31 protein-coding genes, 1 tRNA gene and 1 rRNA gene (1 of these 33 cut by a window edge) are annotated in these 25,733 nt (G+C 31.3%); all 33 read left to right on the top strand.

All coding sequences use genetic code 11. From position 1 onward, the window contains the following. Positions 1–5: 5 nt before the first annotated feature. On the top strand, positions 6–1,919 hold the full coding sequence (locus DWW96_RS09545) for a hypothetical protein (RefSeq protein ID WP_117910230.1): 1,914 nt from the start codon (positions 6–8) through the stop codon (positions 1,917–1,919). After that, positions 1,920–3,173 carry a lysozyme family protein gene (locus tag DWW96_RS09550; protein ID WP_117910231.1) on the top strand — a complete coding sequence of 418 codons (1,254 nt, stop codon included), beginning with the start codon at positions 1,920–1,922 and terminating at the stop codon, positions 3,171–3,173. A 16-nt stretch (positions 3,174–3,189) separates the two neighbouring features. After that, on the top strand, positions 3,190–3,714 hold the full coding sequence (locus DWW96_RS09555) for a hypothetical protein (protein WP_117910232.1): 525 nt from the start codon (positions 3,190–3,192) through the stop codon (positions 3,712–3,714). A gap of 19 nt (positions 3,715–3,733) precedes the next feature. Continuing rightward, positions 3,734–4,051, top strand: coding sequence for a hypothetical protein (locus DWW96_RS09560; RefSeq protein ID WP_117910233.1), 318 nt, complete (start codon positions 3,734–3,736; stop codon positions 4,049–4,051). Next, positions 4,048–4,848 (top strand): hypothetical protein, encoded by an 801-nt coding sequence (locus tag DWW96_RS09565; RefSeq protein WP_117910234.1) that lies wholly within the window; start codon positions 4,048–4,050, stop codon positions 4,846–4,848. Before DWW96_RS09560 ends, DWW96_RS09565 begins: the two co-directional genes overlap by 4 nt. A gap of 1 nt (position 4,849) precedes the next feature. Further along, positions 4,850–5,773 carry a DUF3991 and TOPRIM domain-containing protein gene (locus tag DWW96_RS09570; RefSeq protein WP_117910235.1) on the top strand — a complete coding sequence of 308 codons (924 nt, stop codon included), beginning with the start codon at positions 4,850–4,852 and terminating at the stop codon, positions 5,771–5,773. A gap of 2 nt (positions 5,774–5,775) precedes the next feature. After that, positions 5,776–6,864 carry a hypothetical protein gene (locus DWW96_RS09575; RefSeq protein ID WP_117910236.1) on the top strand — a complete coding sequence of 363 codons (1,089 nt, stop codon included), beginning with the start codon at positions 5,776–5,778 and terminating at the stop codon, positions 6,862–6,864. Beyond that, on the top strand, positions 6,857–7,003 hold the full coding sequence (locus DWW96_RS14030; RefSeq protein WP_158562679.1) for a hypothetical protein: 147 nt from the start codon (positions 6,857–6,859) through the stop codon (positions 7,001–7,003). Before DWW96_RS09575 ends, DWW96_RS14030 begins: the two co-directional genes overlap by 8 nt. Continuing rightward, positions 6,993–9,089, top strand: coding sequence for a zincin-like metallopeptidase domain-containing protein (locus DWW96_RS09580; protein WP_117910237.1), 2,097 nt, complete (start codon positions 6,993–6,995; stop codon positions 9,087–9,089). The genes DWW96_RS14030 and DWW96_RS09580 overlap by 11 nt, the downstream gene beginning before the upstream one ends. A gap of 10 nt (positions 9,090–9,099) precedes the next feature. Beyond that, positions 9,100–9,729 (top strand): hypothetical protein, encoded by a 630-nt coding sequence (locus tag DWW96_RS09585; RefSeq protein WP_117910238.1) that lies wholly within the window; start codon positions 9,100–9,102, stop codon positions 9,727–9,729. Beyond that, a complete protein-coding gene (locus DWW96_RS09590; protein WP_117910239.1) occupies positions 9,705–10,010 on the top strand; it encodes a hypothetical protein in 306 nt (101 codons plus the stop codon). The genes DWW96_RS09585 and DWW96_RS09590 overlap by 25 nt, the downstream gene beginning before the upstream one ends. A gap of 184 nt (positions 10,011–10,194) precedes the next feature. Then, positions 10,195–11,028 carry a hypothetical protein gene (locus DWW96_RS09595; protein ID WP_117910240.1) on the top strand — a complete coding sequence of 278 codons (834 nt, stop codon included), beginning with the start codon at positions 10,195–10,197 and terminating at the stop codon, positions 11,026–11,028. Positions 11,029–11,613: 585 nt separating this feature from the next. Beyond that, the gene (locus DWW96_RS09600; RefSeq protein WP_117910241.1) at positions 11,614–12,174 is read left to right on the top strand and encodes a hypothetical protein; all 561 of its coding nucleotides are present in this window, start codon (positions 11,614–11,616) and stop codon (positions 12,172–12,174) included. Between the two features lie 617 nt (positions 12,175–12,791). Beyond that, on the top strand, positions 12,792–13,073 hold the full coding sequence (locus DWW96_RS09605) for a hypothetical protein (RefSeq protein WP_117910242.1): 282 nt from the start codon (positions 12,792–12,794) through the stop codon (positions 13,071–13,073). A 62-nt stretch (positions 13,074–13,135) separates the two neighbouring features. Continuing rightward, complete coding sequence (locus tag DWW96_RS09610) at positions 13,136–14,032, top strand: DUF5688 family protein (protein ID WP_117910243.1); 897 nt, start codon at positions 13,136–13,138, stop codon at positions 14,030–14,032. Between the two features lie 66 nt (positions 14,033–14,098). Then, positions 14,099–14,365, top strand: a complete 267-nt coding sequence (locus DWW96_RS09615; protein WP_117910244.1) for a hypothetical protein — start codon at positions 14,099–14,101, stop codon at positions 14,363–14,365. Further along, the gene (locus tag DWW96_RS09620; RefSeq protein ID WP_117910245.1) at positions 14,358–14,537 is read left to right on the top strand and encodes a hypothetical protein; all 180 of its coding nucleotides are present in this window, start codon (positions 14,358–14,360) and stop codon (positions 14,535–14,537) included. The genes DWW96_RS09615 and DWW96_RS09620 overlap by 8 nt, the downstream gene beginning before the upstream one ends. After that, positions 14,494–14,838 (top strand): JAB domain-containing protein, encoded by a 345-nt coding sequence (locus tag DWW96_RS09625; protein WP_147339823.1) that lies wholly within the window; start codon positions 14,494–14,496, stop codon positions 14,836–14,838. Before DWW96_RS09620 ends, DWW96_RS09625 begins: the two co-directional genes overlap by 44 nt. 578 nt (positions 14,839–15,416) lie before the next feature. Continuing rightward, positions 15,417–15,656 carry a hypothetical protein gene (locus tag DWW96_RS09630; RefSeq protein WP_117910247.1) on the top strand — a complete coding sequence of 80 codons (240 nt, stop codon included), beginning with the start codon at positions 15,417–15,419 and terminating at the stop codon, positions 15,654–15,656. Between the two features lie 9 nt (positions 15,657–15,665). Further along, positions 15,666–15,869, top strand: a complete 204-nt coding sequence (locus tag DWW96_RS09635) for a hypothetical protein (RefSeq protein WP_117910248.1) — start codon at positions 15,666–15,668, stop codon at positions 15,867–15,869. A 10-nt stretch (positions 15,870–15,879) separates the two neighbouring features. Then, entirely contained in the window at positions 15,880–16,053 is a 174-nt protein-coding gene (locus tag DWW96_RS14035) for a hypothetical protein (RefSeq protein WP_158562680.1), read from the top strand. A gap of 12 nt (positions 16,054–16,065) precedes the next feature. After that, positions 16,066–16,197, top strand: coding sequence for a hypothetical protein (locus DWW96_RS14555; protein ID WP_278286581.1), 132 nt, complete (start codon positions 16,066–16,068; stop codon positions 16,195–16,197). A gap of 231 nt (positions 16,198–16,428) precedes the next feature. Beyond that, positions 16,429–16,686: an AbrB/MazE/SpoVT family DNA-binding domain-containing protein gene (locus DWW96_RS09640; RefSeq protein ID WP_117910249.1), complete on the top strand. Its 258-nt coding sequence runs from the start codon at positions 16,429–16,431 to the stop codon at positions 16,684–16,686. Continuing rightward, a complete protein-coding gene (locus DWW96_RS09645; RefSeq protein WP_117910250.1) occupies positions 16,686–16,952 on the top strand; it encodes a type II toxin-antitoxin system mRNA interferase toxin, RelE/StbE family in 267 nt (88 codons plus the stop codon). The genes DWW96_RS09640 and DWW96_RS09645 overlap by 1 nt, the downstream gene beginning before the upstream one ends. A gap of 365 nt (positions 16,953–17,317) precedes the next feature. Next, complete coding sequence (locus tag DWW96_RS09650) at positions 17,318–17,572, top strand: hypothetical protein (protein WP_117910251.1); 255 nt, start codon at positions 17,318–17,320, stop codon at positions 17,570–17,572. 12 nt (positions 17,573–17,584) lie between these two features. Continuing rightward, complete coding sequence (locus DWW96_RS09655) at positions 17,585–17,983, top strand: hypothetical protein (protein WP_117910252.1); 399 nt, start codon at positions 17,585–17,587, stop codon at positions 17,981–17,983. Positions 17,984–18,245: 262 nt separating this feature from the next. Beyond that, positions 18,246–21,215, top strand: a complete 2,970-nt coding sequence (mobP2, locus tag DWW96_RS09660) for a MobP2 family relaxase (RefSeq protein WP_117910253.1) — start codon at positions 18,246–18,248, stop codon at positions 21,213–21,215. 139 nt (positions 21,216–21,354) lie between these two features. Then, on the top strand, positions 21,355–22,167 hold the full coding sequence (locus DWW96_RS09665) for an AAA family ATPase (protein WP_158562681.1): 813 nt from the start codon (positions 21,355–21,357) through the stop codon (positions 22,165–22,167). A 14-nt stretch (positions 22,168–22,181) separates the two neighbouring features. Further along, the gene (locus tag DWW96_RS09670; RefSeq protein WP_117910255.1) at positions 22,182–23,183 is read left to right on the top strand and encodes a ParB N-terminal domain-containing protein; all 1,002 of its coding nucleotides are present in this window, start codon (positions 22,182–22,184) and stop codon (positions 23,181–23,183) included. A 63-nt stretch (positions 23,184–23,246) separates the two neighbouring features. Next, complete coding sequence (locus DWW96_RS09675; RefSeq protein ID WP_147339824.1) at positions 23,247–23,567, top strand: hypothetical protein; 321 nt, start codon at positions 23,247–23,249, stop codon at positions 23,565–23,567. Between the two features lie 52 nt (positions 23,568–23,619). Beyond that, positions 23,620–24,660: an IS30 family transposase gene (locus tag DWW96_RS09680; RefSeq protein ID WP_117910257.1), complete on the top strand. Its 1,041-nt coding sequence runs from the start codon at positions 23,620–23,622 to the stop codon at positions 24,658–24,660. A gap of 287 nt (positions 24,661–24,947) precedes the next feature. After that, positions 24,948–25,035: transfer RNA gene (locus tag DWW96_RS09685), tRNA-Ser, on the top strand. 557 nt (positions 25,036–25,592) lie between these two features. Then, positions 25,593–25,733: ribosomal RNA gene (locus DWW96_RS09690) — 16S ribosomal RNA — on the top strand; it runs 1,436 nt beyond the window's last position.

Here is a 25,733-nt window from a genome sequence, read left to right on the forward strand (position 1 = left end):
GGACTATGAGATTAAAGGAAAAAGCGAAAAAGATGCAAGATCCATCTCTTTTGGAAAAAATACAACCGGCAGGTGGAATTACATTCAGAGATATTAAATATGTAACTACAGGCTCAGGATATGAGGGATGTATACATGTGTATCAGTTTCCGGAAGAAATAGATACATTCTGGTTGGCTAAAGTATGCAACATAAATGGAACTGTAGCTGTAGTTGATATATCAACCGACAATATGGCTGAAGTTAAAAAAAATCTTAATAAGTCAATGAAAGAACAGGTTGGACGTAAAAGAGATGCTAAGGATTTCGAGGAGCTGTATGATGCAGAAAAAAGACTTGGTGAAATGAAGCGTATGTTTGACGAAATTTCTTCTTACAATGAAATTGTTAAATTAATACACATTAGAATATATGTGGCGGACAGAAGTTTTGAAGCGTTAGAACGGCGAATAAAAAATATCATGGATAAACTCGAAACTGATTCGGGATGGTTAACAACTATTTATCTTAATGAAACAAAAAATGAGTGGATGAGTATGTACAGACCATATAAAAGACAAAAGCAGGAACTGTTTTTTCCATACGGACAGAGTATGACGGCAACCGGACTTGCACATGGTAATCCATTTCACTTTTCGATGCTATATGATCCTACAGGAACTTTTCTTGGAAAGACACCGTGTGGAGGAAATGTATTATTTGACTTATTTACGAAAACTCAGACGAGACTATATTATAACTTTCTCGCAATTGGAGAAATGGGTTCAGGTAAATCAACACTTTTGAAAAAACAGTTTTTACATAATGCAATTAAGGGAAATTATGTAAGAACATTCGATATTAGTGGAGAATTTTCTGAATTAACGAAGACGTTGGGTGGAAAGACAATCAATCTCGACGGCTCACACGGAATATTAAACCCGCTAGAAATATTAAGGGCTGGTGATGACGAAAGAATATCATTTATACGACATATCTCAAAGGTAAGCACTTTTTATAAATTTCTAGTAGGTGGAGAAGTTGATTCAGAGGAAATAGTTGAATTAGAGGAATGCCTTAGAGAACTTTATAAGAAGTTTGGATTTGATAACGAAACAGTAGATGATAACAAACAGTTTACAGGACTTCCGGCCAGCAGTTATCCTACATTTTCAGATTTTCTTGAGTATTTAACAGAAAATATAAAAGAAATGCAGAATAAAGAATACAATGCAATGGAGCAGAAAATAGTAGGTAAAACATTACTGTTAAGAGACAAAATCAGAAAAGTTATTAGAAACATAGTAAAAACTTATGGGAATCTTTTTGATGGTCATACGACCATTGAAAATATATCTGATGAGCAGATTATAACTTATAACCTATCAACCATTAAGGAATTAAAACCAGAAGTGTTTGATGCAAGCATAATTAACATGATATCCCTTTGTTGGGACAATTGTGTTACAAACGGGAAATTAATGCTAAAAAGACTTGATGAAGGAAGCATTAAGATGTGGGATGTTGTACGAACATTAATATTAATAGACGAAAGCCACAGATGGTTGAATGCTAAAAAGCTTCAGGCACTTGATTTAATTTCAATTTATTTAAGAGAAGCCAGAAAATATTTTGGTGGTATAGGTCTTGCGTCACAGAGAGCTGCAGATTATGCTCCTGAAGGAAGTCAGAGTGAAGGAATTAATAAACTCAAAGATATGTTTGAACTTACACAATACAAATTTATTTTCAGACAAAGTTCAAATGCTAAAAAATTGCTTTATAGCATATTTGAAGGCGAACTTACCGGGAACCAAATTAATAATATTCCCAAAATGGGAGTCGGAAAATGCATTATGTGTATTTCCGGTGACAGAAACATAGAATTTAAGGTTCATTTAACAAAAGAAGAGGAGAAGATATTCCAAGGAGGAGTTTAATTGAAACAAAAGATAAAAGGAATTGCTCTTGCTTCAATATTTGCAATTGTCATTATTACAATTGCTGTTGGCTCTTTTATGCAAAGTATTGTTGTTGTGCTTTCGGGTGGAAATGAGGAAAATATCTCAACTGATTCCGAAACGATATATGATCAGTCACCGTTGTCTGAGCAGGTTGAAGCTCTTAGAAATACCGTTTTAAACGAATTAGGTAAATACGGCAAAGAGGCATACATAGAATTGTTTCTTGCAGTTATAATGCAGGAATCAGGTGGAAATGGAGAAGATGTATTTCAATGTTCTGAAAGTTTAGGACAGGCACCAAATTCAATAAGCAGACAGCAAAGCATAGAACATGGAGTAAAAGTATTATGTGGATATTTAGATCACGAAAAGATACAGGTGTCTTCTCCTGAAGATTTAGAACATATAAAGATAGCACTTCAAGCTTATAACTATGGCGGTGGTTATGTTACGTACATAAATGATGCAAACAGAATTAACGGAAGTAGCAGTAAAAGTGATTTTGATAATTTAGGTAAATGGACACAGAGCAATGCCTTGGATTATCAGAAACAAATGAGTGCAAAAATTAATAATGGATATCCGGTTCAAAGAACAGGTTCGGCAGCACAAATACTTGGTCCATATAAATATGGAGATGCATATTACGTAAAACATGTTTTACGATATTACAAAAAGTCTTCAGATGACGGACAAACAATAATTGTTAAGGCAGGAGAAGCAGCTAATATTCCATACGAAAATAAGCAGACTTTTTTATGGAATGCAAATCATGTTCCAGCTTCAGCTGTTGAGATGAAAACTTATCTGAAAACCATATCCGTACCAATATATGATGAAAATGGAAATAAAACAACGATGAATCTTACGGTTCATGCAAAGTTAGCTGAAGAATTTAAATCAATATTTGAAGATATGGCGAAAGAAAAGTTTAAAATTAAAGCATCTGAAACATGCGCATATGTATGGAAAAACATTATCGGGACAGGAACAGTATCACAACATTCATATGGACTTGCAATTGACATTAATTGGAATGATAATCCATGTTTTTATAATACAAATGTGGATGTATCAAATGGTTACGGTGGATATCAACCAGGGCAAAATCAATATAGTGTAACAAAAAAGATTATACAAATATGGAAATCACATGGATTTTACTGGGGTGGTGACTGGTCAGGAAAGAAGGATACGATGCATTTTTCATATACTGAAAAGCCGGGATGATGAAGGAGGATTTTTAATGACAGGGAAAAAGATACTTGGAATTACAATGATTTTATTTGCAATTATTATTACAGCATTAAGTATTAAATCCACATTTTCAAAAAAAGAAGAAACAACTGTACAGTCAACAAATGAAACTACAGCTGAAAATTTGACAATGGAAATAACAACTCAATCTGAAGCAGTAACACAGTTAGCTACAGAGAGTGAGATTGAAAATACAATTGAAGATGTAACTATAAATGTAAGAGATGAAGAGCATTTTAATGAAAATCAATTTGACATCAGATTTCCGGCAGAGGATACAATGAATCTAATCGATAATGATATAGAAGGACTTAAGAGAGAAATAATGACTTTTATAAACGGATATGGTTATGGAGATGCAGAATATGCTGATTACACAGGAGATATGGAAATTAATTCAAATGAGAATCAGATAACACTTACATATTATCTGAAATATGAAAGAAGTGAAACCATATATTTTTATTTATTTTACAACAAAAATACAAAGCAATGGTCATCTAAACAGGCATGATGGGAAGGAAGAAAAGTATATGAAGCAAAAGAATAGACAGGCATTCTTATGCTGCAATAATAAAAGGAAATCTTTTTATAAAGAATTATGGAATGAAAGAATGGGAGAATGTATCGTACAGACTCCAAATATAGAAGATGCATCAGAGTTATATGTAATTGATGAAAAAAATATACCACAGGATGAAAAAATTTTTTATGTAGAAAAAGCAAGGCAGTTAGGATTAAGAGTGCATTATTTAAATCAGGAACTGATAAATGAAGAAATAACGAATAATGTTTTGGAAGACAAATGCATACCTAAACAGAAAACTAAATTTAAGGAAATGGAATTATGATGAATAAAATAGATTTAAAAAAGAATAAGGAAAGCATAAGATTCTTAATTATTATTTTCTTTTTTGTGGGTGGATATGCTTTCTTCCTGACATCTATGAAATGGATGCCGACAACTGCGGATGCCTCCTATATTTCAAAACTTGGGATTGAAAACAAATGGAATGACAGAACCGTAGTTATAAACAGATGGGATTATTCAAAAGAACAAAATCTTATGGAAGTGGAACTTACAATAAACAATAAATCATATGATGGAAAAAATAAGTATAATTTTTCAGCAAAAGATTTAAATGGAAATGATTTGAAAACAAATGTAAAGGTGGAAGAGGATGATTGGATTGTATTACAAATAAGTGATGTGCCTGGCCGATGGAGTGATATATCGTTACGAATGAGTATCAAGGACAGTAAAGAAGAAACATTAAAACTTTATACAAACATTAAAGATGTAGATAAAGTAGACAAAATTGAAAAACTTGATTACAAGGGCTACATTACGAAGCGATTTAATATAGAAATAAACAATTACAAAGATGAAATAAGTAAAAACGAAAAAGAGAAGATAAAACTTAACAAAGAAATTGGAGAAATTCAAAAGGAAATTGAACGTTTGGAGCAAAAGAAGATATATCAGACAGAACAGGAAAAACAAGACAGCGATTCTTTAATAGGAGAAGCAAATTATTCAATATCTACAAAACAAAAGAAAATTGAAGATTTGGATATGGATATAGCGGAACTAAATGAACGTATTCAAATGAAGGAACAACAAAAGCAGGATAGTTTGGCACAGTAAAATGAATAAATCAGAAAAATTTAGAAGAATAAGAGAAGAAATAAGCATCGTAGATTATGCATCAAGAAGTGGTTATACGATTGTCAGAAAAGGAAAATATTATTCATTAAAAGAACATGACAGTGTAATGATTGACCCGGTTAAAAATACATATTGGCAAAATTCAGTTCCGGGTTATGGTGAATGCAAAGGAGAGCGAGGCTCCATTATTGATTTTGCAGTAAGATTTAATGGAATGACAGTATATGAAGCAATAAAAGAATTTGAAAACATGATTTCGGAAACAGAGCCACAAAAAGTAAGAAGTAAAATAAATACACAAAAGAAAAATAAAGAAATTATATTCCCAAATAAGGACATCAATATGAGAAAAGTTTTTGCTTATTTAATAAAAACAAGAGGAATTCAACAACAGGTTGTTCAGGATATGGTTGACAGAAAGATGCTATATCAGGATACATACGGAAATTGTGTATTTGTTGGATATGATATTGAAGATAAAAATAAGCCTGTATTTGCATGTATAAGAGGTACTAACACATATAAAAAATTTATTGGGGATGTAGTAGGATGTGATTATTCCAAATGCTTTTATGTAGATAATGAAAGCGAGGTTCTGGTAGTTACAGAATCAGTTATTGACGCTATGAGCGTCATGAGCATTGTCGGAGATTATAAAAAGTACAATTATCTGGCACTTGGTGGAGCAGGAAAATGGGATGCAGTTAAGACATATCTTAAAGCAGGCAAAATTAAAGAAGTTATAAATTCAACTGATAATGATCAGGGAGGAATTAAATGTGGGCAATGCATATGCTCGTATATAAAAGAAAATTATCCAGATATAACACGTAGATGGAATTTACCACCCAAAAAGTATGGTAAGGATTGGAACGATATACTAATAAAAATGAAAGGAATGTGAAAATGATTATTTTTGTAGGAACAAAAGAAAGAGGATATTTTTGTGAAGATGTAGCTGCTAAGCATGACATGACATGTGATTATGTTGATTCAAACTTACATATAGAAAATCAGGTGAATGAAATAATGGATTTCAAAGAAAAATGTGATTGTTTGGTATTTGACATTGAACAGTATGCTGATGATTCAGATATGATTATAGATTGGATTTTGAAAATAAAAAATGCAGTCAATGCAAAAATAGTTATTTATGCAGTATCATATTCACCTCAATCTGAGATTATATACGAATTGTATCAAAAAGAAATACGAACGTTTATTTTTAGCACGTACCTATCCGAACAAAAAGAAGATTTGGAAATGTGTATGAATGGTTATTTTGAACATTTTGGTTATGAAAATCGTGGAATAAGTTTTGAAAAAAAGGAAGAAGATGATGAACCGGAAGAAACTTCAAAACCGGTTGTTAAGACAATAGGAATAGCAGGAAGTATTAGAAGAATGGGCACTACTACTCAGGCATTGCAGATTGTTAAATATCTTACATTTAATGGTTATAAAGCGGCTTATTTCGAGATGAACAATCATTGTTATGCAGAAGCGGTTTCAGATGCATATTCAGAAGCAGAAAAAGATGATGTGGATGGAATTGTAAAGTATCAGAATGTAGACATGTATTATCATACAGACAAATTGAAAGAAATTCAGAATAAGGATTATGAATATATTGTTTACGACTATGGAATGTACAGCGAACATGATTTTAATAAGGTTTCGTTCTTAGAAAAAGATATTCAAATTTTTGTGGTTGGAAGTAAGGCAGACGAATTTGAAAAAACATATGACGTAATTAAGAATAATTTTTACAATAATGTATTTTACATTTTTAATTTTACTTCAGATGCTGAAAAGAAAGACTTAATGGAATTGATGGATGATAAAAGTGAATTTACATTTTTTGCAGACGAAGCAAAGGATCCGTTTACTTATTGCAATTCAGATATATATGAGAAAATAATTCCATTAGAAAATAAAAATCAGGAAGAACCGAAAAAGAGAAGTTTTTTTAGAAGGAGGAAGTCAAATGGATAACAGAACGGAAAATATCATTAAATTAATGGAAAAACTTGGAGCAGATATTGAAATCCCGGAAGAATTTAGAAATGATACTCCGGATGAAGAAGTAGTATATGAATGGGACGAGTTAGGCGGTGATATGAATGAAACTTAATAAGATGCGAGAGGAGATGATTAACAGTTTTATTGACTGTCTAAAGAAAGATACAATCCCATGGCATAGGGGGTGGAGCAGTGAACGTCCCTTTAATGCAGTTACGAATACAGAATATCATGGAGCAAATGCGTTATGGTTAACTTATAATCAACAAGCTCAGCTATATAAAGACCCAAGATGGTGTACTTTTAAACAGGCACAATCGAAGGGGTGGAAAATTAAACAGGGATCAAAGGGAACAAAGATTGAATTTTGGTCTTTGTACGACACAGAAGAAAAAAGGAAATTAACAAGAACAGAAGCAAAACAATTGACAGATGAACTAACCGCAGAAGAATTTACTAACAGAGTAAAACCTGTATCAAACACATATACAGTATTTAATGGAGAACAAATAGAGGGAATACCATTATATGAAATTAGAAAAAATGTGTTACATCTGGATGAGTTTTTATCTGGAAGAAACAAGCTAATTGAAAATATGAAGGTTGGATTTAAGGAAGGTGGTAATGAAGCTTTTTATTCTATTGCAGAAGATATGATAGTACTCCCCAAAATAAATCAGTTTGACAATGAATTTGAGTATATAACTACTTTTTTTCATGAAGCAGGACATGCAACAGGTCATGTAAGTAGGTTTAATAGAGAAATGCCAAGTGCAAGAGGAACAGATATATATGCAAGGGAAGAATTGAGGGCGGAAATAGCATCAGCATTCGCAGCACAGACATTTGGAATTGATTACACTCAAAATAAATATATGGAAAATCATGAGGCATATATACAGGATTATATAAATGTTTTAGAGAATAAACCAAATGAATTATTTGCAGCCATCAAGGATGCAGAGAAGATATCGGACTATTTAATTGAAAAAGGTGAATTTGAATTAGAAAATGTAAATGAAATTATAAATTCTAATAATATTGAGCAAAAAAACGATTATAGAAAGAAAGACACGGAGTTATTAACCAGAGTACAGGATGCAAGAGTAAGAATGGCCTTGAAAGGTCAGGAAACAGCATACTCAACGTTCATGAAAGATGAAAGTATTCCAGAAGAGCTTAAGATGGATTCCTTAAATGTAGGAAAGATTGTCATGGAATACCTTAATAATGGAGAAGACCTTAAGGATATAATTTCAGAGAAAACTAAAAAGATTGATGAAATGGCAGGAATTAAGGATACCGCATATACAAAAAATCTTATATGTTCAATTTTTACAAGGACACACGTTGAATACATGGAAATGAAGAAACTACCAAATTTGTATGATGCAGATAATTTAATTAACATTTCATCAAAACTGGCTGAAAAACTTGTTAATGAACAGGCAGTTGTATTTTCCACAGGAGCAGAAGAAAATCTTATGGAAATAAAAAATCCTAAAGAGGCATTTAAACATAAAGATGAAGAATTTTATATCACTAAGGAAGAATTTTCGAGAGCATTGGAACAACATGAAAATATGTATCCGGTTGTTAAATGTGAACTTAGTGAAGCTGCAGAATTTGATAAAGGTAAATTTTATACTCTTAAGGAATATGACGATAAAATGAGAAATTTGGATTCAGAATATGTAAAGGGTTATGAAAGGGCGAGAGCAAGATATGGTTCTGATGAAGAATTACAAAATAGTAATAAACCTGAGGATATGAAGTATGCAGGATATTTAAAAAATAAGTATACAGTTATTTTTGATTCGGTTCAAAAGATTACTGAATTACAGGATATAGGTGAGGGTGAAGGAGGAATTATTGAACATTTTGAAAACATTAAATCCATCAGAGGTAATAAAGATTCGATGATTGAATCAATTAAAAACGAAGAAGAATTTGATGCATTTCAGGAAAAAGTCAGAGAAGTATTTGATTATGAACAGGAAAACAATATACCTGAAGACTTTAGAACAGTTTCAGAAAATATGGAAGTAATCAGTCGCGAAATGGTATCAAAACAATATGATTTAATTGCAGACAGAATCGGACAGAATGTGCAGAATGAAAATTCAATTTTTGATTATATGAAGAAAAATATACAGAAAGCTCAAGTGAAAAATAAAAGCAGGGGCTTTGAATTATGAGAGGTAAAAAATGAACAGGTTAGAAGATTATATAACATGCACACAGGCAGCATGGCTTATGGGTACGTCTATAAGACAGGTACAGGGATTGGCCCAGAAATCTAAACTTAATCGAATTAAAAAAGAAGACAGAGTGTTAATTGAAGTGGATTCAATAGTTAATTTTGCATATCAGAAAATCAAGAAATATGAAAGAGCAGTTCAATATTTCAAAAATCAGGATAAAGTTCAGTATTGGAAAAATGTTGAATGTCATATACAGATGTTTTCTGATGTAAAAGGTTATCTGTCAATGCCACAGGCAGCATATATACTTAACAGTTCAAGAGAAGGTGTAAGGTTAATGGTTAAAAGGGAAGCTTTAGAAGCCATTATATCTAAGGTTGGTAAAGTTGACAGAACATTAATCAGTGAAGAATCCATTGAAAAATATGTTAATGGCATATTGGAAAAATATTATTCTGATTTTAAAAATTTATTTGAATACATTGACTGTGAAAATAAAGATAAATATTGGATGGAATGTGAAGGTATAATTCAAAAAAATTATACGGATGTTGAATCAAAAAGAAGACAGTATTACAAAAAATCATATGTCAGGAAAGAGAAGAATAAATGGGAAAGTTCAACAAAAAATTAGTTGCTGATATTAAAAAAGAAAAAGAGCAGGAAAAACAGCAAAGACGGTTACGTGTTAAATATGAAGTTCCTGAAGATGTAATGATTATTGAAAAAGACAACACAATCAAATTTTTTATAAGAACAACAGGAAATATAGTAAAGCTTATTACCGGAATAATTATATTTTTATTGACTGTAATAGGTGTATCGGCACTTATATTTCCGGTTTCACGAATGGAATTATTTAATCAGTTAATGAATACATGGAATGAATTAAAAGATTTTGTATTTATGAAATAAAAAAAGCAGGCACCCTGCATCGTCCCTGCTTTTCAAATAATGTAATGTATGAAAAGGTGATATGGTAAGCCAAATAAAACCATATAATCTGTTCAGAGCACAAACTGAACCCACCTTTTATAGAAAAAATTATATTGTAAATGCAATGCGTTGTCAATACAGATAGAAAAATAAGGAGAGAAATATGAGATTACCATATAGTGTTATTGAAAAACTGAATAATCTTACTAATTGTGAAATGACACTATATTTGTGGCTTTGTGAACGTCAGAATAATCGAGGTGTCGTTTATGGTGTACGTATGGCTGATTTAAAAAATCACATGTCTAAACAGAGTTTTTACAATGCATTAAATGGATTACAAAGCAAGCAACTTATATATACACTTTATCATAAGAGCGAGCATGATTATGATATTGGATTATTTATGAAACATGATCATGAAGAATGCAAGCAGGGGTACATTAATTTAAATAATCAAATTTTTCAATCTGATGACTTTAAAAAACTTAATTCAAGGGAAAAATATTTGATGCTTAGTTTATATGCCAAAACCAGTGTTAATATTTCTTCAAGTGGAACAAAGGCAATTCACAGAAAAAATAAAAATGAATTTTATAAAAAATATACAACAATATTAAACAGATCAAAGAGAAGAATTCGTGAATACTTACATGATCTGAGAAAATTTTTTAACATAAACATTCATAAGGAGATGTATTACATAGGCAGAAATCGCAATACATATAGTCTTGATAAAAAGGAAGATAAGAATGGAAAGTTAAAACATAGAATACATAATGTAAAGGCAATGACTAAGCGTTATGGCATTAAAGGAGCTACAGATAAGTTTATAGAAGATGTTGTCAAACTATATAAAAATTATATTAAAATGTTTGACGAATTTAAACTTGACAGAGCTATAGCAAAGGCAATTGAAGCTCATTCTAAAGACAACAATAGAACAGCCAGTGCAGCAAGAGTACATCAATATTTAAGAAAAGAGCTTGCTTTATAAGAAGACCACTTGATGGTCTTTTTGGCGTTGAATTTTTTTTGTGAATCGTAGAAGTTTGATTATTAAAAACAGATAATTTGAATATATTATGAAGATTAGGCATAGAATAACATCAGAAAACATGAAAATTCATGAAATCTGATGTTATTTTTTTTATTTACAGTCAAAAAAATATGTCATTTATATATTGTAGTCAAAATTCTAAGTAATTTATATTCTTTAGAAGTCTAAATAATTTCCACCCTAAAATTGCTGAAAGTACTATGTACAAAGGAATACCGGAAAATTATGGCCATGTTACTAATATATCTTTTCTTCTTACTTTTTCTTTTTTAGATAATATCTATTTTCTTTCCTAAGGGAACGTTGCTCATTTAAATCGACCTTACGGTCGGAGAGCAACTTCGGATAGCGTAAGCTATCCCTGGATTTGTTAATATTTCAGATAATAATATTTTTTTATTATCTAAAACTTTCAAAAGTTTTACTTCTTACTACCCATAAAAAAAGAAAAAGAAAATTTAACTTGATGTTTGAAATTATAAAAAGTATAATGTATTGAATAAATTAATGGAGGATATGAATATGAAAGACAAAATTTTTTTTATGAAGAAGAAAAACAGATTTGGTGACCATTTCAATTTAAAAGTAGCTTATGATGAATTTATGTGCAATTGGAGAATAACTGTTGAATATGTTGATAGTAATGATAATGTTTATTATGGAATGAATTTAAATGGAGTGAAGGAATTATCGCTTACATATTTAGATTTTAGATTTATAAAAGCTAATGAATCAGTTGCTTTTGACATAAGCACAGGACATAATTCTAAAAGAGGAATTGGCACTATGTTATTTTCTGCAATGATTGAGATACTAGTTGAGTTTATAAAGGAAAAAGGTGTAAATATAAATTATATAAGTGGAAAGTTAACTATAGCGGATAAAGATAAATGGGAAAATTCTCTAAAATTTTATGAGAAATTGCCTGAGTTTCTTGAATTTAATGTTTCACAAAAGTTTATATTAAGTGGGGATAATTTTATACAGACATTAAATGCGCCATCTGTTACAAAAGAAGATTTTATAAAAGCAGGCAAAAATGGAAAAGTTATTTTTGTGGTTCAGGAGTTAATAAATAATTGATAATTTTATTTTAGGTACCATTCCGACCCAGTCAGCTTACGCTGACAGCCCTGCCCGACTCCCAGGGCATTAATTGAATATGTTGATATTAAGCTTTGCTTAATATCTGTTATTTAAAAGAGGAAAAGACCGGTCTACGGTCTTTTTTTATTCTTCTAACCCCTAAATCCCCGAGTTCATCGGGGACTTTAGCTTGTTGTTATCTCAAATACTCATCTGTTATGTGTTCCAATCGTGCCACTTTCTTCAGAACTCATCAATGAAATTTTCTCCCGCCCATCAGCCACCTAAGTCTGTTGGCATCAATAAGCTTTTGTCTTGCTTACTCGTACATTAGCACAGAACCTGCTTAATGATTGCAAGGATAAACATGCGCTTCGCGTCCTTGCAATCCGCAGAACCTGTACACATGATGAGTTATCGCAAGACGATAAAAAAGCACATTGATAACTAAATAACAGACTAAAGGAGGCAAAGATGTACAACGATACATTTCCATTTACAGATGAGCCCTTCGATGAAGAAGCGGCAAAAGAACAGGAACGCATAACAGATGAGTATTTCGATAATATGCTAGAGAGCCTTAGAGAAATCTAGGGCTCCGGAAAGGAGCAACAATGCTGGTTGAATTTAATTCTTATAGTTTAGATAACAAAGTTATCACATTTTATTGCTCAGTGGTTGAGAACAGTTTCAACCAAAACAGAGCGCAGTTACAGGAGATAGAATTTGCTTTTGATACAACAAATAAGTACAACACTAAATATCTAATAGGTTGGCTTAAAAAGCAAAAGGCCGTAAAGGCATTAGGTAACGAAAGTACCTGGGCTGATGTATTATCAGCAGTTTTAGGAACAGTTGTAAATGTAAATTGGTATAGATATAGAGTCTACGCTTAAGTAGGCTCTTTTATTTATAAAATAAAAAATTTAAAAGCCAAATGGTAGAAAGGAAGTTATTTATGAGTAACTTAAAGAAAGAAATGATTGAGAAAGCACAGAAACTTAACGAAATGATTAAAGGAAGAGAATTCCATATTGAAGTCAAAGAATGTTTCAAGAATAATGGAATGAAAGTTGCATATGTATTAGTGTCAGAAAATAGGATTGCATCACCGACAATATATATGAAAAACATAGAAGACATTTGGGATGATGATGAAAAACTTATAAAATATTTTGATGAAATATTTGAGTATAGTAAAAATGTAAATGTAAACATAAAAGAAATTTGCAGTCGGGAGAATATATTAGAGTCTGTTAAGCCTAAACTCATATCAGAAAATAATTTAGAAGATGTAATTAACAATGATGTTGTGTACGTAAGATATTTGGATATGCTTATTTTGTTTTATGTAGAAATTCCTGATTTTGCAGATGATGGAATAGCAAGTTACAGCATTAAAGAAAAGATTTTGAATAATACAGGAATTTCCAAAGAAGAATTGTATGAAAATGCACTTAAAAATTCTGAAAATGATTATATTATCAGAAATATGGAGAGCGTCATATGTGAAATGATGGGAATTCCTGAAACTGAATATGAAACTGATGAAACAATGAATGAAGCTTTTAAATCAAGCATTCCAATGTATGTGTTTACTAATAAAGAGGCTGTAAATGGTGCATCAGTTCTTTTAAATAAAAAGGCTTTAGCTGAAATTTCAGAAATTATGAAAGGTGATTTCATAGTATTGCCATCAAGTACACATGAGTGTATAGCAATTCCAGCTGAATACAGTGATAAAGAATCACTTAGAGAAATGGTTCGTGAAGTTAACGATGGTGAAGTTTCATTGGAAGACAGACTTACATATAGTGTATATAAGTATTCAAAAGGTGAATTAAGTATTTTATAGAATGATTAAACTGAAAGAGGGAGAGAAGCTAAGTTTCTCTCCCTCTTTCAGGAAAGGAGAAATGTCATGGAGTTTAAGTTAGATTTAAATGCATGCAGAATTATTGACAATGAATTAATTCTTTGTGAAAAGCAGATTGTTGGCATACATAATTTTTTTGAAAAACAATGCATGCTTGAATATGTAGGAAACAACAATTGCAATTGGCCGGATGAAAAGATTGAATTTGTGGCCGGCAGAGCATATGAAATACTTCAGGAAGATGTTAATGATGATAATGAACATTATGCAATTGAAGGCGCGTTAGAAGAATGGGAGAAAAAGAATGCTTAGAAAATATGAAATGGAATTGGACGAACTTAAACATCCGTTAATGGTGGAAGAAAGTTCTTATGAATGTCCGGACGAAAGGCTTAACAGCCCGGAGAAAATAGTGAGAATTCTTAATAAAAGTTTTAGGCTTGATAAAAAAAGCAGAAGAATATGTATACATGCTTGCATTTGATGCAAAATGTAATCCACTGGGAGTATTTGAATTAGGTCATGGTTCAGTGAACGCATGTATTTTGAACCCAAGAGAGATTTTCCAAAGGGCACTAATTTGTGGAGCAGTGAACATAGTAATTGCTCATAATCATCCTTCCCATGATAGTACCCCATCAAAAGAAGATGATGAAGTTGCGTTGAAGATAAGCAGAGCAGGAAAACTTATGGGGATTAAGCTTGTTGATTTTATAATAATAGGTAATGGATATTTTTCATACAATGAACAGGGTTACAACTTTGTAACCTGTAATGAAAAATAGATAGGGTTACAATTTTGTAACCTATAATAAAGAATTAGAAAGAAACAGAGATATCAAATAAATTTTGATAATCTCTTTTTCTTTTTTATGGGCCGCCCCTCCCCGCCTGATTTGTTTACATCCAGATTCGCACTTCACACTTTGCGTTCCGTGCAGAATCTGTCATACAAACAAATCAGTTGCCGAACCCCCAACCGTAGGGACGGCCATTGTTTTTATTCCTTATCCCACCATGTTACTGGAAACGGACGTTGATATTTTCGTTTTCATGCATCTAAGGACATTCTTTAAATTATGTTTCCTGATATGTTGGCAGGTTTGCTTTTTTGCCCATTAAATCATTGAAAAAATGTTCTGCAAGGGTAAAGTGCACGTGCGATGCACGCCCTTGCGAGAAATTTTCACAATGATTTTTTTTATGTGCAAGCAAACCAAAAACCAACATATACAGAAACAAATTTAATTTAAAGAAAGAAGGAGAAGCAGCATGAAAACTTAATATCAACTAACAAAGGGAAGCACCCAATCCCAAACATGCCAGAAACAAATTTTAAATTTAAAAACAGGAGGTAAAGAAAATGATTAGAAAAAATAGCAAGGTAAAGGTTCAAATATTTGATAGCAATAACAAGGTGATTAAGACAAGGGTAGATGGAGAAGTTTTTAATGTGCATGAGGAAAATGGAAAGTTAGGAATAACATGGAACAAGGAATTTAAACCATTTAGCCATTTTGCTCCATGTGTACACTTTGAAAACGTGATGACTGGTAGAAAATACCATTTTAGTAGCATAACAGAAAGATTGGAAAGGATATAGGTGATAAGAATGGAAGATTTACAAAAGGTATGTGACTTACTTACGGCTACATTAAAGGAGACAAGAAATTTAAGAAAACTAAAAAAATTGTATTATGACAAATCAACGGAAACAGTAACAGCAACATTTGAATGTGGCGGTACAAAAAAAGCGAATGTTGCAGGTGATTCAGGAACGGCAATGATTAGTGACATCATAAAACAAATAATTTAAGGAGAAAAAAATGAGTAAATTTTTAAAGATAGCAATTGAGTATGAAATGGAAGAAGAGGAAATGAAGAAGACTTTAGCAGAGAATAACATGGAACTGACGGATTTTGAAAATGAAGATGCAGCATATAAATATGCTGCAGAAACAATTTTTAATAGTGGATTAGGTTGTAGTGTTGAATTGTAGGAGGTGATTTTTATGTTTAACATTCATGATTGGGACAGTATATATGAATATTTTTTTGAGCAGGCAATGAATGAAGTGACAGATGAAGATTACGCACACGCATATGGTAAAAGTCAGGCAGATTTAATTTATATATCAGAATGAAGAAGTAAGTGAGCAGAGAGGAGAAAATATGACAAAAGAGCAGAGAAAAAAACAATTGAAGGGCAACATTCAGATAACGGTTATTTTTACAATGTATATATGTATGGTTATGATAATAATGATTAAACTTTTAGAATAAAAAACATAATATTGATAAAAGGAAAACATGTGAATATAATAAAAGTAAGAAAGTAAGAAAATCTTATTGTGTGAAATTTTGGAGGTATTAACATGTTAACAGAATTAAGACAGAAATCACAAATTACAATCCCGAAAGAAATAGTTACAAAGTTGGGATTAGCAGAAGGAGATAAACTGAATATTATGGAAAAAGACGGAATGATTTATTTAATTCCAGTTACGGTATATCCGAAAAAGTACCTGAATGAGTTAAAAAATGAAATTGATGATGTTAAGGAAAAATTAAGGGCAGGGGAGCAACCTGTATTTGATAATCTGGATGCATTATTTGACAAGTTGGAGGAATAATGGCTTATAAAATAACATACACACCAAGGTTTAAGAAAAATTTTAAAAAATTATCAGATAAGGAACGGACACAATTTAAGAAAAAGATAGAAATATTTATTCAAAATCCATTTCATCCATCACTGAGAACAAAACGCATTCAGGGAACGGAAGACTTGTTTGAGTTCAGTGTGAATATGGACATAAGAGTAATATGGTATTATGAAAATAATGAGATAGTTATGGTTGTGGACATCGGACATCATGACATCCTTAAAAAATTTTAAAGTAGTGTCAGTAGGCAGAAAAGTATCACAGAAATGTGGTACTTTTTTTTGCCCGGATTATTAAATTTTTTCTTTTGAGGGGACGGCGAAGCCGCTGCTTTTTCAGTTAAGTTTTCACGAAGCATTACATGCCGCCAGTGAAAAAAGAGCATAAGAGGAATCTGATATCAACTGCGTTGATAGTTTGGCAGTGCCGAACGATTCCGTAATATCACTTATGCAAATAAATCCACACTTTTACACACAATTAAATTGTTGATTTATTCGAAATTGCACCAAAAGTGTTGCAATTAAAACGTGGAAAGTATATTATTGACAATATAAATATATTGCAAACAACATATAGATGTAGTGGAGGTAAAAGGATGAATATTTCAATTAGGGATGTAGACCCGGTTGCGATAAAGAAAATTGATGAATTAGCAAAGAAGAAGGGAATCAGCAGAAATGAATATTTGAAAATATACATTCAGCAGATGGCAATTGTGAGAGACATAAATGAAATAGAGGAGAAGTATACAAATCTTGTTGATGTAGTAGCGGATAGATTGGAGCAGGCGAATGATGTTATACAGGAAAACAGTTTGCTTATTAAGAGATTGATTAACGGAGAACATTAGAAAGGATTAAACATGGGAGTTAGAAAAAATATTTATTTTAGTGAAGAAGAATATGAAAATCTTCAAAAAATTAAAAATGATTACGGATTAAAAACTGACAGCGCAGCAATTTCATTTTTATTACAGTCGGGTAGTGTTACAAAAAACATTGCAAAAGCCGTAGTAAATGAAATTGAAGAATCATATATGAAAAGTGAAAGATTGAAATGGGCAACTAAGACAGCTGAACAGAACAGCACAATTTTGTTGGATTCAATGAACACGCTTCTTCATATGTTTAAAGCTGACAGTCTTATATCTGTAGAATTTGCACCACATCCAATTATTCAGAAATCAAAACAGAACTTAAAGGATAAAATAGCATATTTTAAACAACAAAGTGATGAAAGAAAAAGGATTGGGAAAAAATAGGGTTACAAAATTGTAATCTAAAATGAAAAAATAATAGGTTTACAAAGTTGTAACCTAAAGCGAAAAAAGAACAGGGTTACAAAGTTGTAACCTAAAACGAAAAACAAAACAGGGTTACAAAGTTGTAACCTAAAATGAAAAAAGAACAGGGTTACAAAGTTGTAACCTAAAGCAAAAAGAAAACAGGGTTACAAAGTTGTAACCTAAAACGAAAAACAGACAGGGTTACAATTTTGTAACCCTTTAATAAACGGAGAATGAAATGGAAGAAATTAAAGCGGGAGTCGTAGTGGTTACAGAATTTTGCAGACCTCACTCATCAAAGTTTCAGGGATATATAGATTATATTAACAGAAACGAGGCTGTAAGAAATGATAACACTCAAAAATATAATTTATATCAGGAATACATGGGAAATCCGAAAAAAACAACAGCATTATTTACAGCTGAAAAAGATAAATTATCAAATGAAGAAAAAGATAATTTGAAACAGTTGTTTGAAAAAGCACAAGAAAATGAATCTATTATGTGGCAAACAGTGATTTCTTTTGACAACAGATGGCTGAAGCAAAACGGAATAATTAATGAAGAAGAATCTATTATAGATGAAAGTAAAATAAAGGATGTAACAAGAGGAGCGGTCAGAAGAATGCTCGAAAATGAAAAACTAGAAAATGCAATATGGTCCGGTGCAATTCATTTTAATACAGATAATCTGCACATTCATATTGCGACTGTAGAACCGATTCCCATGAGAGAAAAGAAAGAGTACATTCAATATAGTTATAAATATGAAAAAGGGAAACGTGTTAAGGAGCCAATACTTGATGAAAATGGAAATCCTATAATTAAAACAGAATATAAAGGAAGATTTAAACAATCGAGCATTGAAAAATGTAAAAGCTATGTGGTTAATGAATTGGTTAATGACAAAGAAAATAATATAAAAATTAATAATATTATAAGAGAGAGTATTGTTAAACAGAAAAAAGAACATCCATTATCGAAAGATAAAGAATTTGCTAAAGCCTTTGATAAACTGTATGGAATGATGCCGGATGTAAATAAGAATTTATGGAACTATAATAATCCGATAATGGCAGGCTTAAGAAAAAACATAGATGAAATAAGTAAAATGTATATTGAAAAATACCATGCAGATGAATATAGAGAATTAATTGAAAGAATAGAAACTCAGAGAGAAATATATGAACAGTCTTATGGAAACGGTGAAAAGAACTATAAGGAAAACAAATTAAAAGATTTATATACAAGAATGGGGAATCAGATTTTGAAAGAAATCAGAAACTATGATAAGGAAATAAGTGAAGCGGACAATCAGGTGGATATTTCAGAGAATCAATTGAATGAAAGTGTAATTGGAGAAACTATTTTAGATATAGAAAAAGTATATGAATTTCAGGATGAAACTAATGAAGATATTGAAGACTATTTCGTTGAATCGGAAGCAGAAATTGAAAACAGTTATTATAAATGGAGTAGAAAATACAAAAAAGCTAAAGCTTTATTACACCAGGAAAAGCCTGATTATGAAACAGCAATAATGCTTTTGATTGAAGAACATAATAATGGAAATGTTCTTGCTACATATGAATTAGGAGAAATATATAAACATGGAAGAGGCCGACAAATTAATTCAAAAACAGCAAATCAATATTATGGAAGAGCACTTGAAGGATTTATGTATCAGCTTAAAGAAATAAAAGAGGAAGAAAGAAAAAGCGGAGAATCATATTTAAAGTATAGATGCGGAAAAATGTTTTATTATGGTCAGGGAACGGAGCAAAATTATGAAACAGCAATTACGTTTTTTGAAGAGTCAAATAATGAATATGCAAAATACATGTTAGGAAAGATGATGTACTATGGTCAGGGAACAGATAAAAATTTAGATGAAGCATTTGATATGTTTATGACGGTAGCTGATGAAAATGCTTATGCTGCATATAAGGCGGCAAATATGTTAGAACAGGGTGAGGCAAATGATAATATAGAGAAATATAATAAGGAAGAACTTTACATGAAAGCCCTTAAAGGATTTGTAAAAATGGAAGATAGACAGGAAGATGACAATCTGGAATTCAGAATAGGAATGATGTATATAAATGGAATGGGAGTTAGTAAAGATACAGATAAGGGAATTTCATGGATAGAAAAGGCTGCAGAAGGAAAAAATATATATGCAATAAATAAGCTGGCAAATATTTATTTGGACAGTGGAAATGAAGAAAAAATAATCACAGCAATAAATTATCTGAAAGATGCAGCAAATAATGGAAAAGATGCAATGGCAATGTATACTCTCGGGAATATATATTCAACAGAAAAATATGGCATGTATGATTTAAAAACTGCAAAGAATTGGTATATGAAATCTGAGAATTTAGGAAATGAAATTGCTTCATACAAGTTGGGAAAAATATATTTAAAAGAGAATGAAATTAAAAAATCTGTCATGCATCTCGAAAAGAGTAATAACAAATTTTCATGGTACACACTTGGAAAAATTTATTTAGATAATGAAAGTGAGATGTTTAATGCTGATAAGGGAATTAACTATATGGAGCAGGCGGCAAAAGAAGGAAATGTATTTGCACAATACATAGCCGGAAAAGAATACTATAAGGGGAAAATCGTAAATGTGAATTATGAGAAGGCAATATTATATTTAAGTCAGGCATCCAATCAGGATAATGAGTTTGCATCGTATATACTTGGAAAAATCCATAAAGATACAAAAGATTATAAAAATGCACAAAAGGAATTTGCTAAATGTACAAATGAATATCTCAGACCTTATGCAGAATATGCACTTGGGAAAATGTATCTTGACAAAGAAGGAAGTATTTATAATCCAAAAAGGGGAATAGAATACATGGAACGAGCTGTAATAGACGGTAACAGCTCAGCAGCTTTTTCATTAGGAATAACATATTTAAAAGGTGATGTGGTAAAACAAAATAAATTACTTGGAATTTCATGGATAGAAAAGGCAGCCGAAAGTGGTAATGAATATGCGAAGGAATTTTTGGAGAACAGAAATGAAAAAAATATTAATGTAAACAAAAATTTTAATGCAGGTAGAATGCATGCAATGATATTAAGCAATGCAACTCAATTCTTAAAAAAAGCGTTAAAAAATGAACTGCAGCGAAGACAAAACATAAAAGAACATGAAAGAATTACAAATTATGGAGAGGAAAAAGAATAAGGTTACAAAGTTGTAACCTTATAAACAAATTCTTTATAAACACAGAAGTTGTCAATTAAATAGACTATAATACGTTGACAATATAATATGCAAATGCTATTATTGTATATATTAAAAAATATATAAGGAGATGGAAAAGATGAAAACTTTAGTATTTTTAAACAATAAGGGTGGTGTAGGAAAAACAGCTTCAGCTACAAGTGTGGCTCATATTATGAGCGAAATGTTTGGAAAAAGGGTATTAGTTATAGATTTAGATGCACAGATGAATGCAACTACAATGTTTACCAAAATTGACTTTATGGATTTGTTTGGAAGTATTTACAGAAGAGAAACAAAGAAAAGTGGAAAATCAATAGAAGATTTATTGCTTGACCGTGAATTAGATATTCACGATTGCATTATCAAAACTGATTACAAAAATTTGGATTTGATTCCCAGTTATATTACATTGTCCGAATGTGATGAAAGGTTAAAAGCTGATGTGACATCGCCACAACAGTTTAAACTTAAGAATCATTTAAAAAATGTGCAAAATGAGTACGATTTTTGTATAATAGATAGTAGCCCGTCCGTTAACATTATAAATATTAACGGACTTACGGCAGCTGATGAAGTATATATTCCACTTAGATGCGATGGCTACAGTCTGTTAGGTGTTGCTATGGCAATGAGATTATTTAATACGGTATCTGAATACAATGAAAATTTGAAAATAGGTGGAATGTTTTTTACGCAGTGGGATAGCAGAGCAAATGTAGATAAGGTTGCATATGGAATGCTGAAAGACAGTTTTGAAGAATACTTGTTGCCGATAAAAATTGGAGTCAGTAAGAATGTAAAGGAATGTAGTTTTATGCAAAAACCACTATTGGCATATGATAATGGTAAAAATAAAAATAAGGTAACACTTCAATACATGGAATTAACTAAATATATATTGAGTAGATAGAAAGCGAGGATATTATGGGAAAGTTTAATGTAAACTCAATTAGAGGATATGATAAGATTAAGGATATAAAAGAAGACGTTTCTGGAGAAGAATATAAATTTGGCTCAGGATTATTAAGTGATGCATCTAAGGATGTTGTAAAAATGAATATTGTAAATATTGAAAGAGAAAAGATTAACAAAAATCCAAAAAATAAATATAAAATAGGAGAAATTGATACGCTTGCCGAATCAATAAAAATATATGGAATCGTAAATCCACTTAACGTTAGAAAAAATAGTGATGGTACATATACATTATTGGGTGGTGAAAGAAGAATAACAGCAATTGACAAACTCATAGATGATCCGAATGTTCCGGATTGGAATGAATATACTTTAATACCATGTGTTATTAAAGACCTGGACAAAATTAAATTGCCAATTTCTGATGAGATGAAGGAGAAGTATGCAATAGTAACTACAAATAAGGAAGCAAGAAAGTATACTGATTCTGACAGATATTATGAAATGCAGGCATGGAAGGAAATAATAGAAGAGCTAAGAAGTAACGGTGTTGAAATGTTAAATGATGTAGATGAAGATGGAGAAGAAAATTCAATTCAAATAAAAGGTGAAAAAACAATGGATATTCTGAGCAAGGTTACAGGAATGAGCCGCGGACAAGTTCAGAGATATGATAAAGTTGAGAAAAAAGCAGAGCCTGAGTTACTTAACGCAATGCTTGATGATAACATTTCTGTTGGAGTTGCAGAAAAGGCAACGGATGTGTTATCATCTGAACAACAGAAAAAACTTGCAAAGGATTCGAGAAAGAAAAAAATACAACCATCTGATGTTGAAAAATATAAAGATGATGATGAAAAGACAGAATTAACATCGATTCAGTTCAAAAATGATATTGCGAATATAAGTGATGCTGTAAAAGATGGAAAAGCTTATCTTAGTGAAAAAGAAAGAAAAGAATATGACAAACTTATAAAGAAATTGGAGAAATTAATCTTAAAAGAGGTATAAAGAAAAATGCAAAGAACAAGAAAGAACGCCGTGGCATTTTCCTCATACATAACGGAAGAGTGTTTGAGATTAATAGAATACTTATCTGTTAGGGAAGAAGTTACACAAATAGTATTTATAAGACGTGCGGTTAAGCATTTTTTAAAAGGTGATAAAAAGGTAGATCCGAGAATTATGATAAGAGCAAGAAAAGCGGATGGATATATCAGAAGAAATGCTTTACTTACCGGATACATTGATAAAGAGCAAAAAAAAATTCTTACAGAAATAGCAGAAGAGCAGGGTGCTAATTTTTCACAAGTATTTTTTCAATGCATGATAAGCTATTGCGCATTATTAATATCATTGGATGATACTGGAATAGAAATAAGTAAAAAGGAATAATTGATTGTTTAGGGAGCAGCAATGCTCCCTAAAAGTTTGAAGGAGATAAAATATGGGGGCAAAGTACAATCAGCTAAACAGAGACCAAAGAATTAAAATTGAAACATTATACAAAGCAGGCATTAAAGTTACAGATATAGCACAACAAATCGGGTGTCATTTTTCAACGGTATACAGAGAACTAAAGCGAGCAAAAACTCAACATAGAAGATCAAGTGATTGGGTAGAGGAAGAAATTTACAGTTACGATAAAGGACAGATGATACACGATGAAAACAAAAAACGTTGTGGCCGAATGAAAATAATTCAGGATGATACAGAGTTTATAGAATTTGTTGAGATGATGATATTAGAATATCACTATTCGCCAGCTGCAATACTTCAGGAAATAGAGCGTGATGGAATGGAATATGATACTAAAGTTTGCCTTACCACGATGTATAATTATATAAAAAGTGGAACTTTTCCCAATATAGTATTAGCAGACTGTCCTTATAGGAGAAAAAAGAAAATAAAGAAAAAGAAAAAAGTGCAGAAGAGATTTTCTAAAGGAAAAAGTATTGACGAAAGACCAAAAGAAGTAGATGAAAGAAAAGAAATAGGACATTGGGAAATGGATTCTGTAGTTGGACCACAAGGTAAAGGAACGAAAGCTTTACTTGTTTTAACTGAAAGAAAAACCAGAAAAGAGATTTTGTGGCTGTTAAAAGATCATACGTCAAGTGAAGTGGTTAGAGCATTAAATGGAATAGAACGTGAAATGGGAGAAAAGAAGTTTAGAGAAACATTTAAGACAATCACTGTAGATAATGGAGTTGAATTTTCAGATTGGAAAGGAATGGAGAAAAGCAGGCGTAACAAAAATAGAAAAAGAACAGAAATATATTATTGTCACGCATACAGAAGTTGTGAACGTGCAAGCAATGAGAATCAAAACCGGATGTTGAGACGGTGGTGGCCTAAAGGAACAAATTTTGATTCTGTTACGAAAAAAGAAGTAAAAAAAGTTGAAGAGTGGATTAATGAATATCCAAGAGAAATATTAGGATGGATATCCTCAAAAGAAGCATATGAGAAAGAAGCAATAGCTTAGATTAGGATTATAATTATAATTAAGAAAGTATAGGATAAGTATATACCATAATAATATATGATAAAAACAATATCATAAAATGCAATGTAAAATGATATAGCGAAAAATTAAAATTGAATACTAAATATCGAAAAAATTTTTTTTTGAAAATTTATTTGCAATTAAACTTGACAATCAGAAGAAAAAGTAAAATTCTAGAAAGTATTTGACAAATAAAAGATGCTATACTATAATAAATTTTGCACTGCTAAATTGTGCAAATTAAATAACTGATATGAATCAGGCAAGGAGAAGTACTCAAGTGGCTGAAGAGGTGCCCCTGCTAAGGGTATAGGCCGTTTACGCGGCGCGAGGGTTCAAATCCCTCCTTCTCCGGTAAAAAAGAATCTGTTAATGATTCTTTTTTTTTGCAAATTATTAATTGCTATATTTAATAAAGTTTAATGCCAATCTATCTATATTATATATTTACCTATATTGAAATTAAATGTATTAACTATATTAACCTATGTTTAAATCAGTTATAAACATAATATGGATAAAATGGTAAATAGAGTAAAATAAATAGGATTTGTACATTGCGTATAATAACTTGGAAAATGTACATACCGATATATACGTTCAAAATTTTATTTAGATTTATTAAAAAATGTGTTGACATTATTTAATAAAAGTGTTAATATAATTTTCGCCCGCTAAAAGGCGGGCAAATAAAAAATAAAAAAATACTTGACAAGTGATGATTATTAATGATAGAATTAAGAAACTGTCACTTATGATAGTAATAAAACAAGAACATTGATAATTGAACAGCAACCATCCCTGAAAATGAATAAAAGATTTTCAGTGAACGTCATCAGAAATGATGAATTCCAAAACAACAGTAATTGATGGAAGAATGGCTAACGTCATTCTGAAATGGATTAAAAACTTTAAACGAGAGTTTGATCCTGGCTCAGGATGAACGCTGGCGGCGTGCTTAACACATGCAAGTCGAACGAAGCACCTTAGACAGAAGCCTTCGGGCGGAAGACTTTGGTGACTTAGTGGCGGACGGGTGAGTAACGCGTGGG

It is taken from the genome of Eubacterium sp. AF17-7 (assembly GCF_003461285.1).
Classification (GTDB): domain Bacteria; phylum Bacillota; class Clostridia; order Lachnospirales; family Lachnospiraceae; genus Eubacterium_U; species Eubacterium_U album.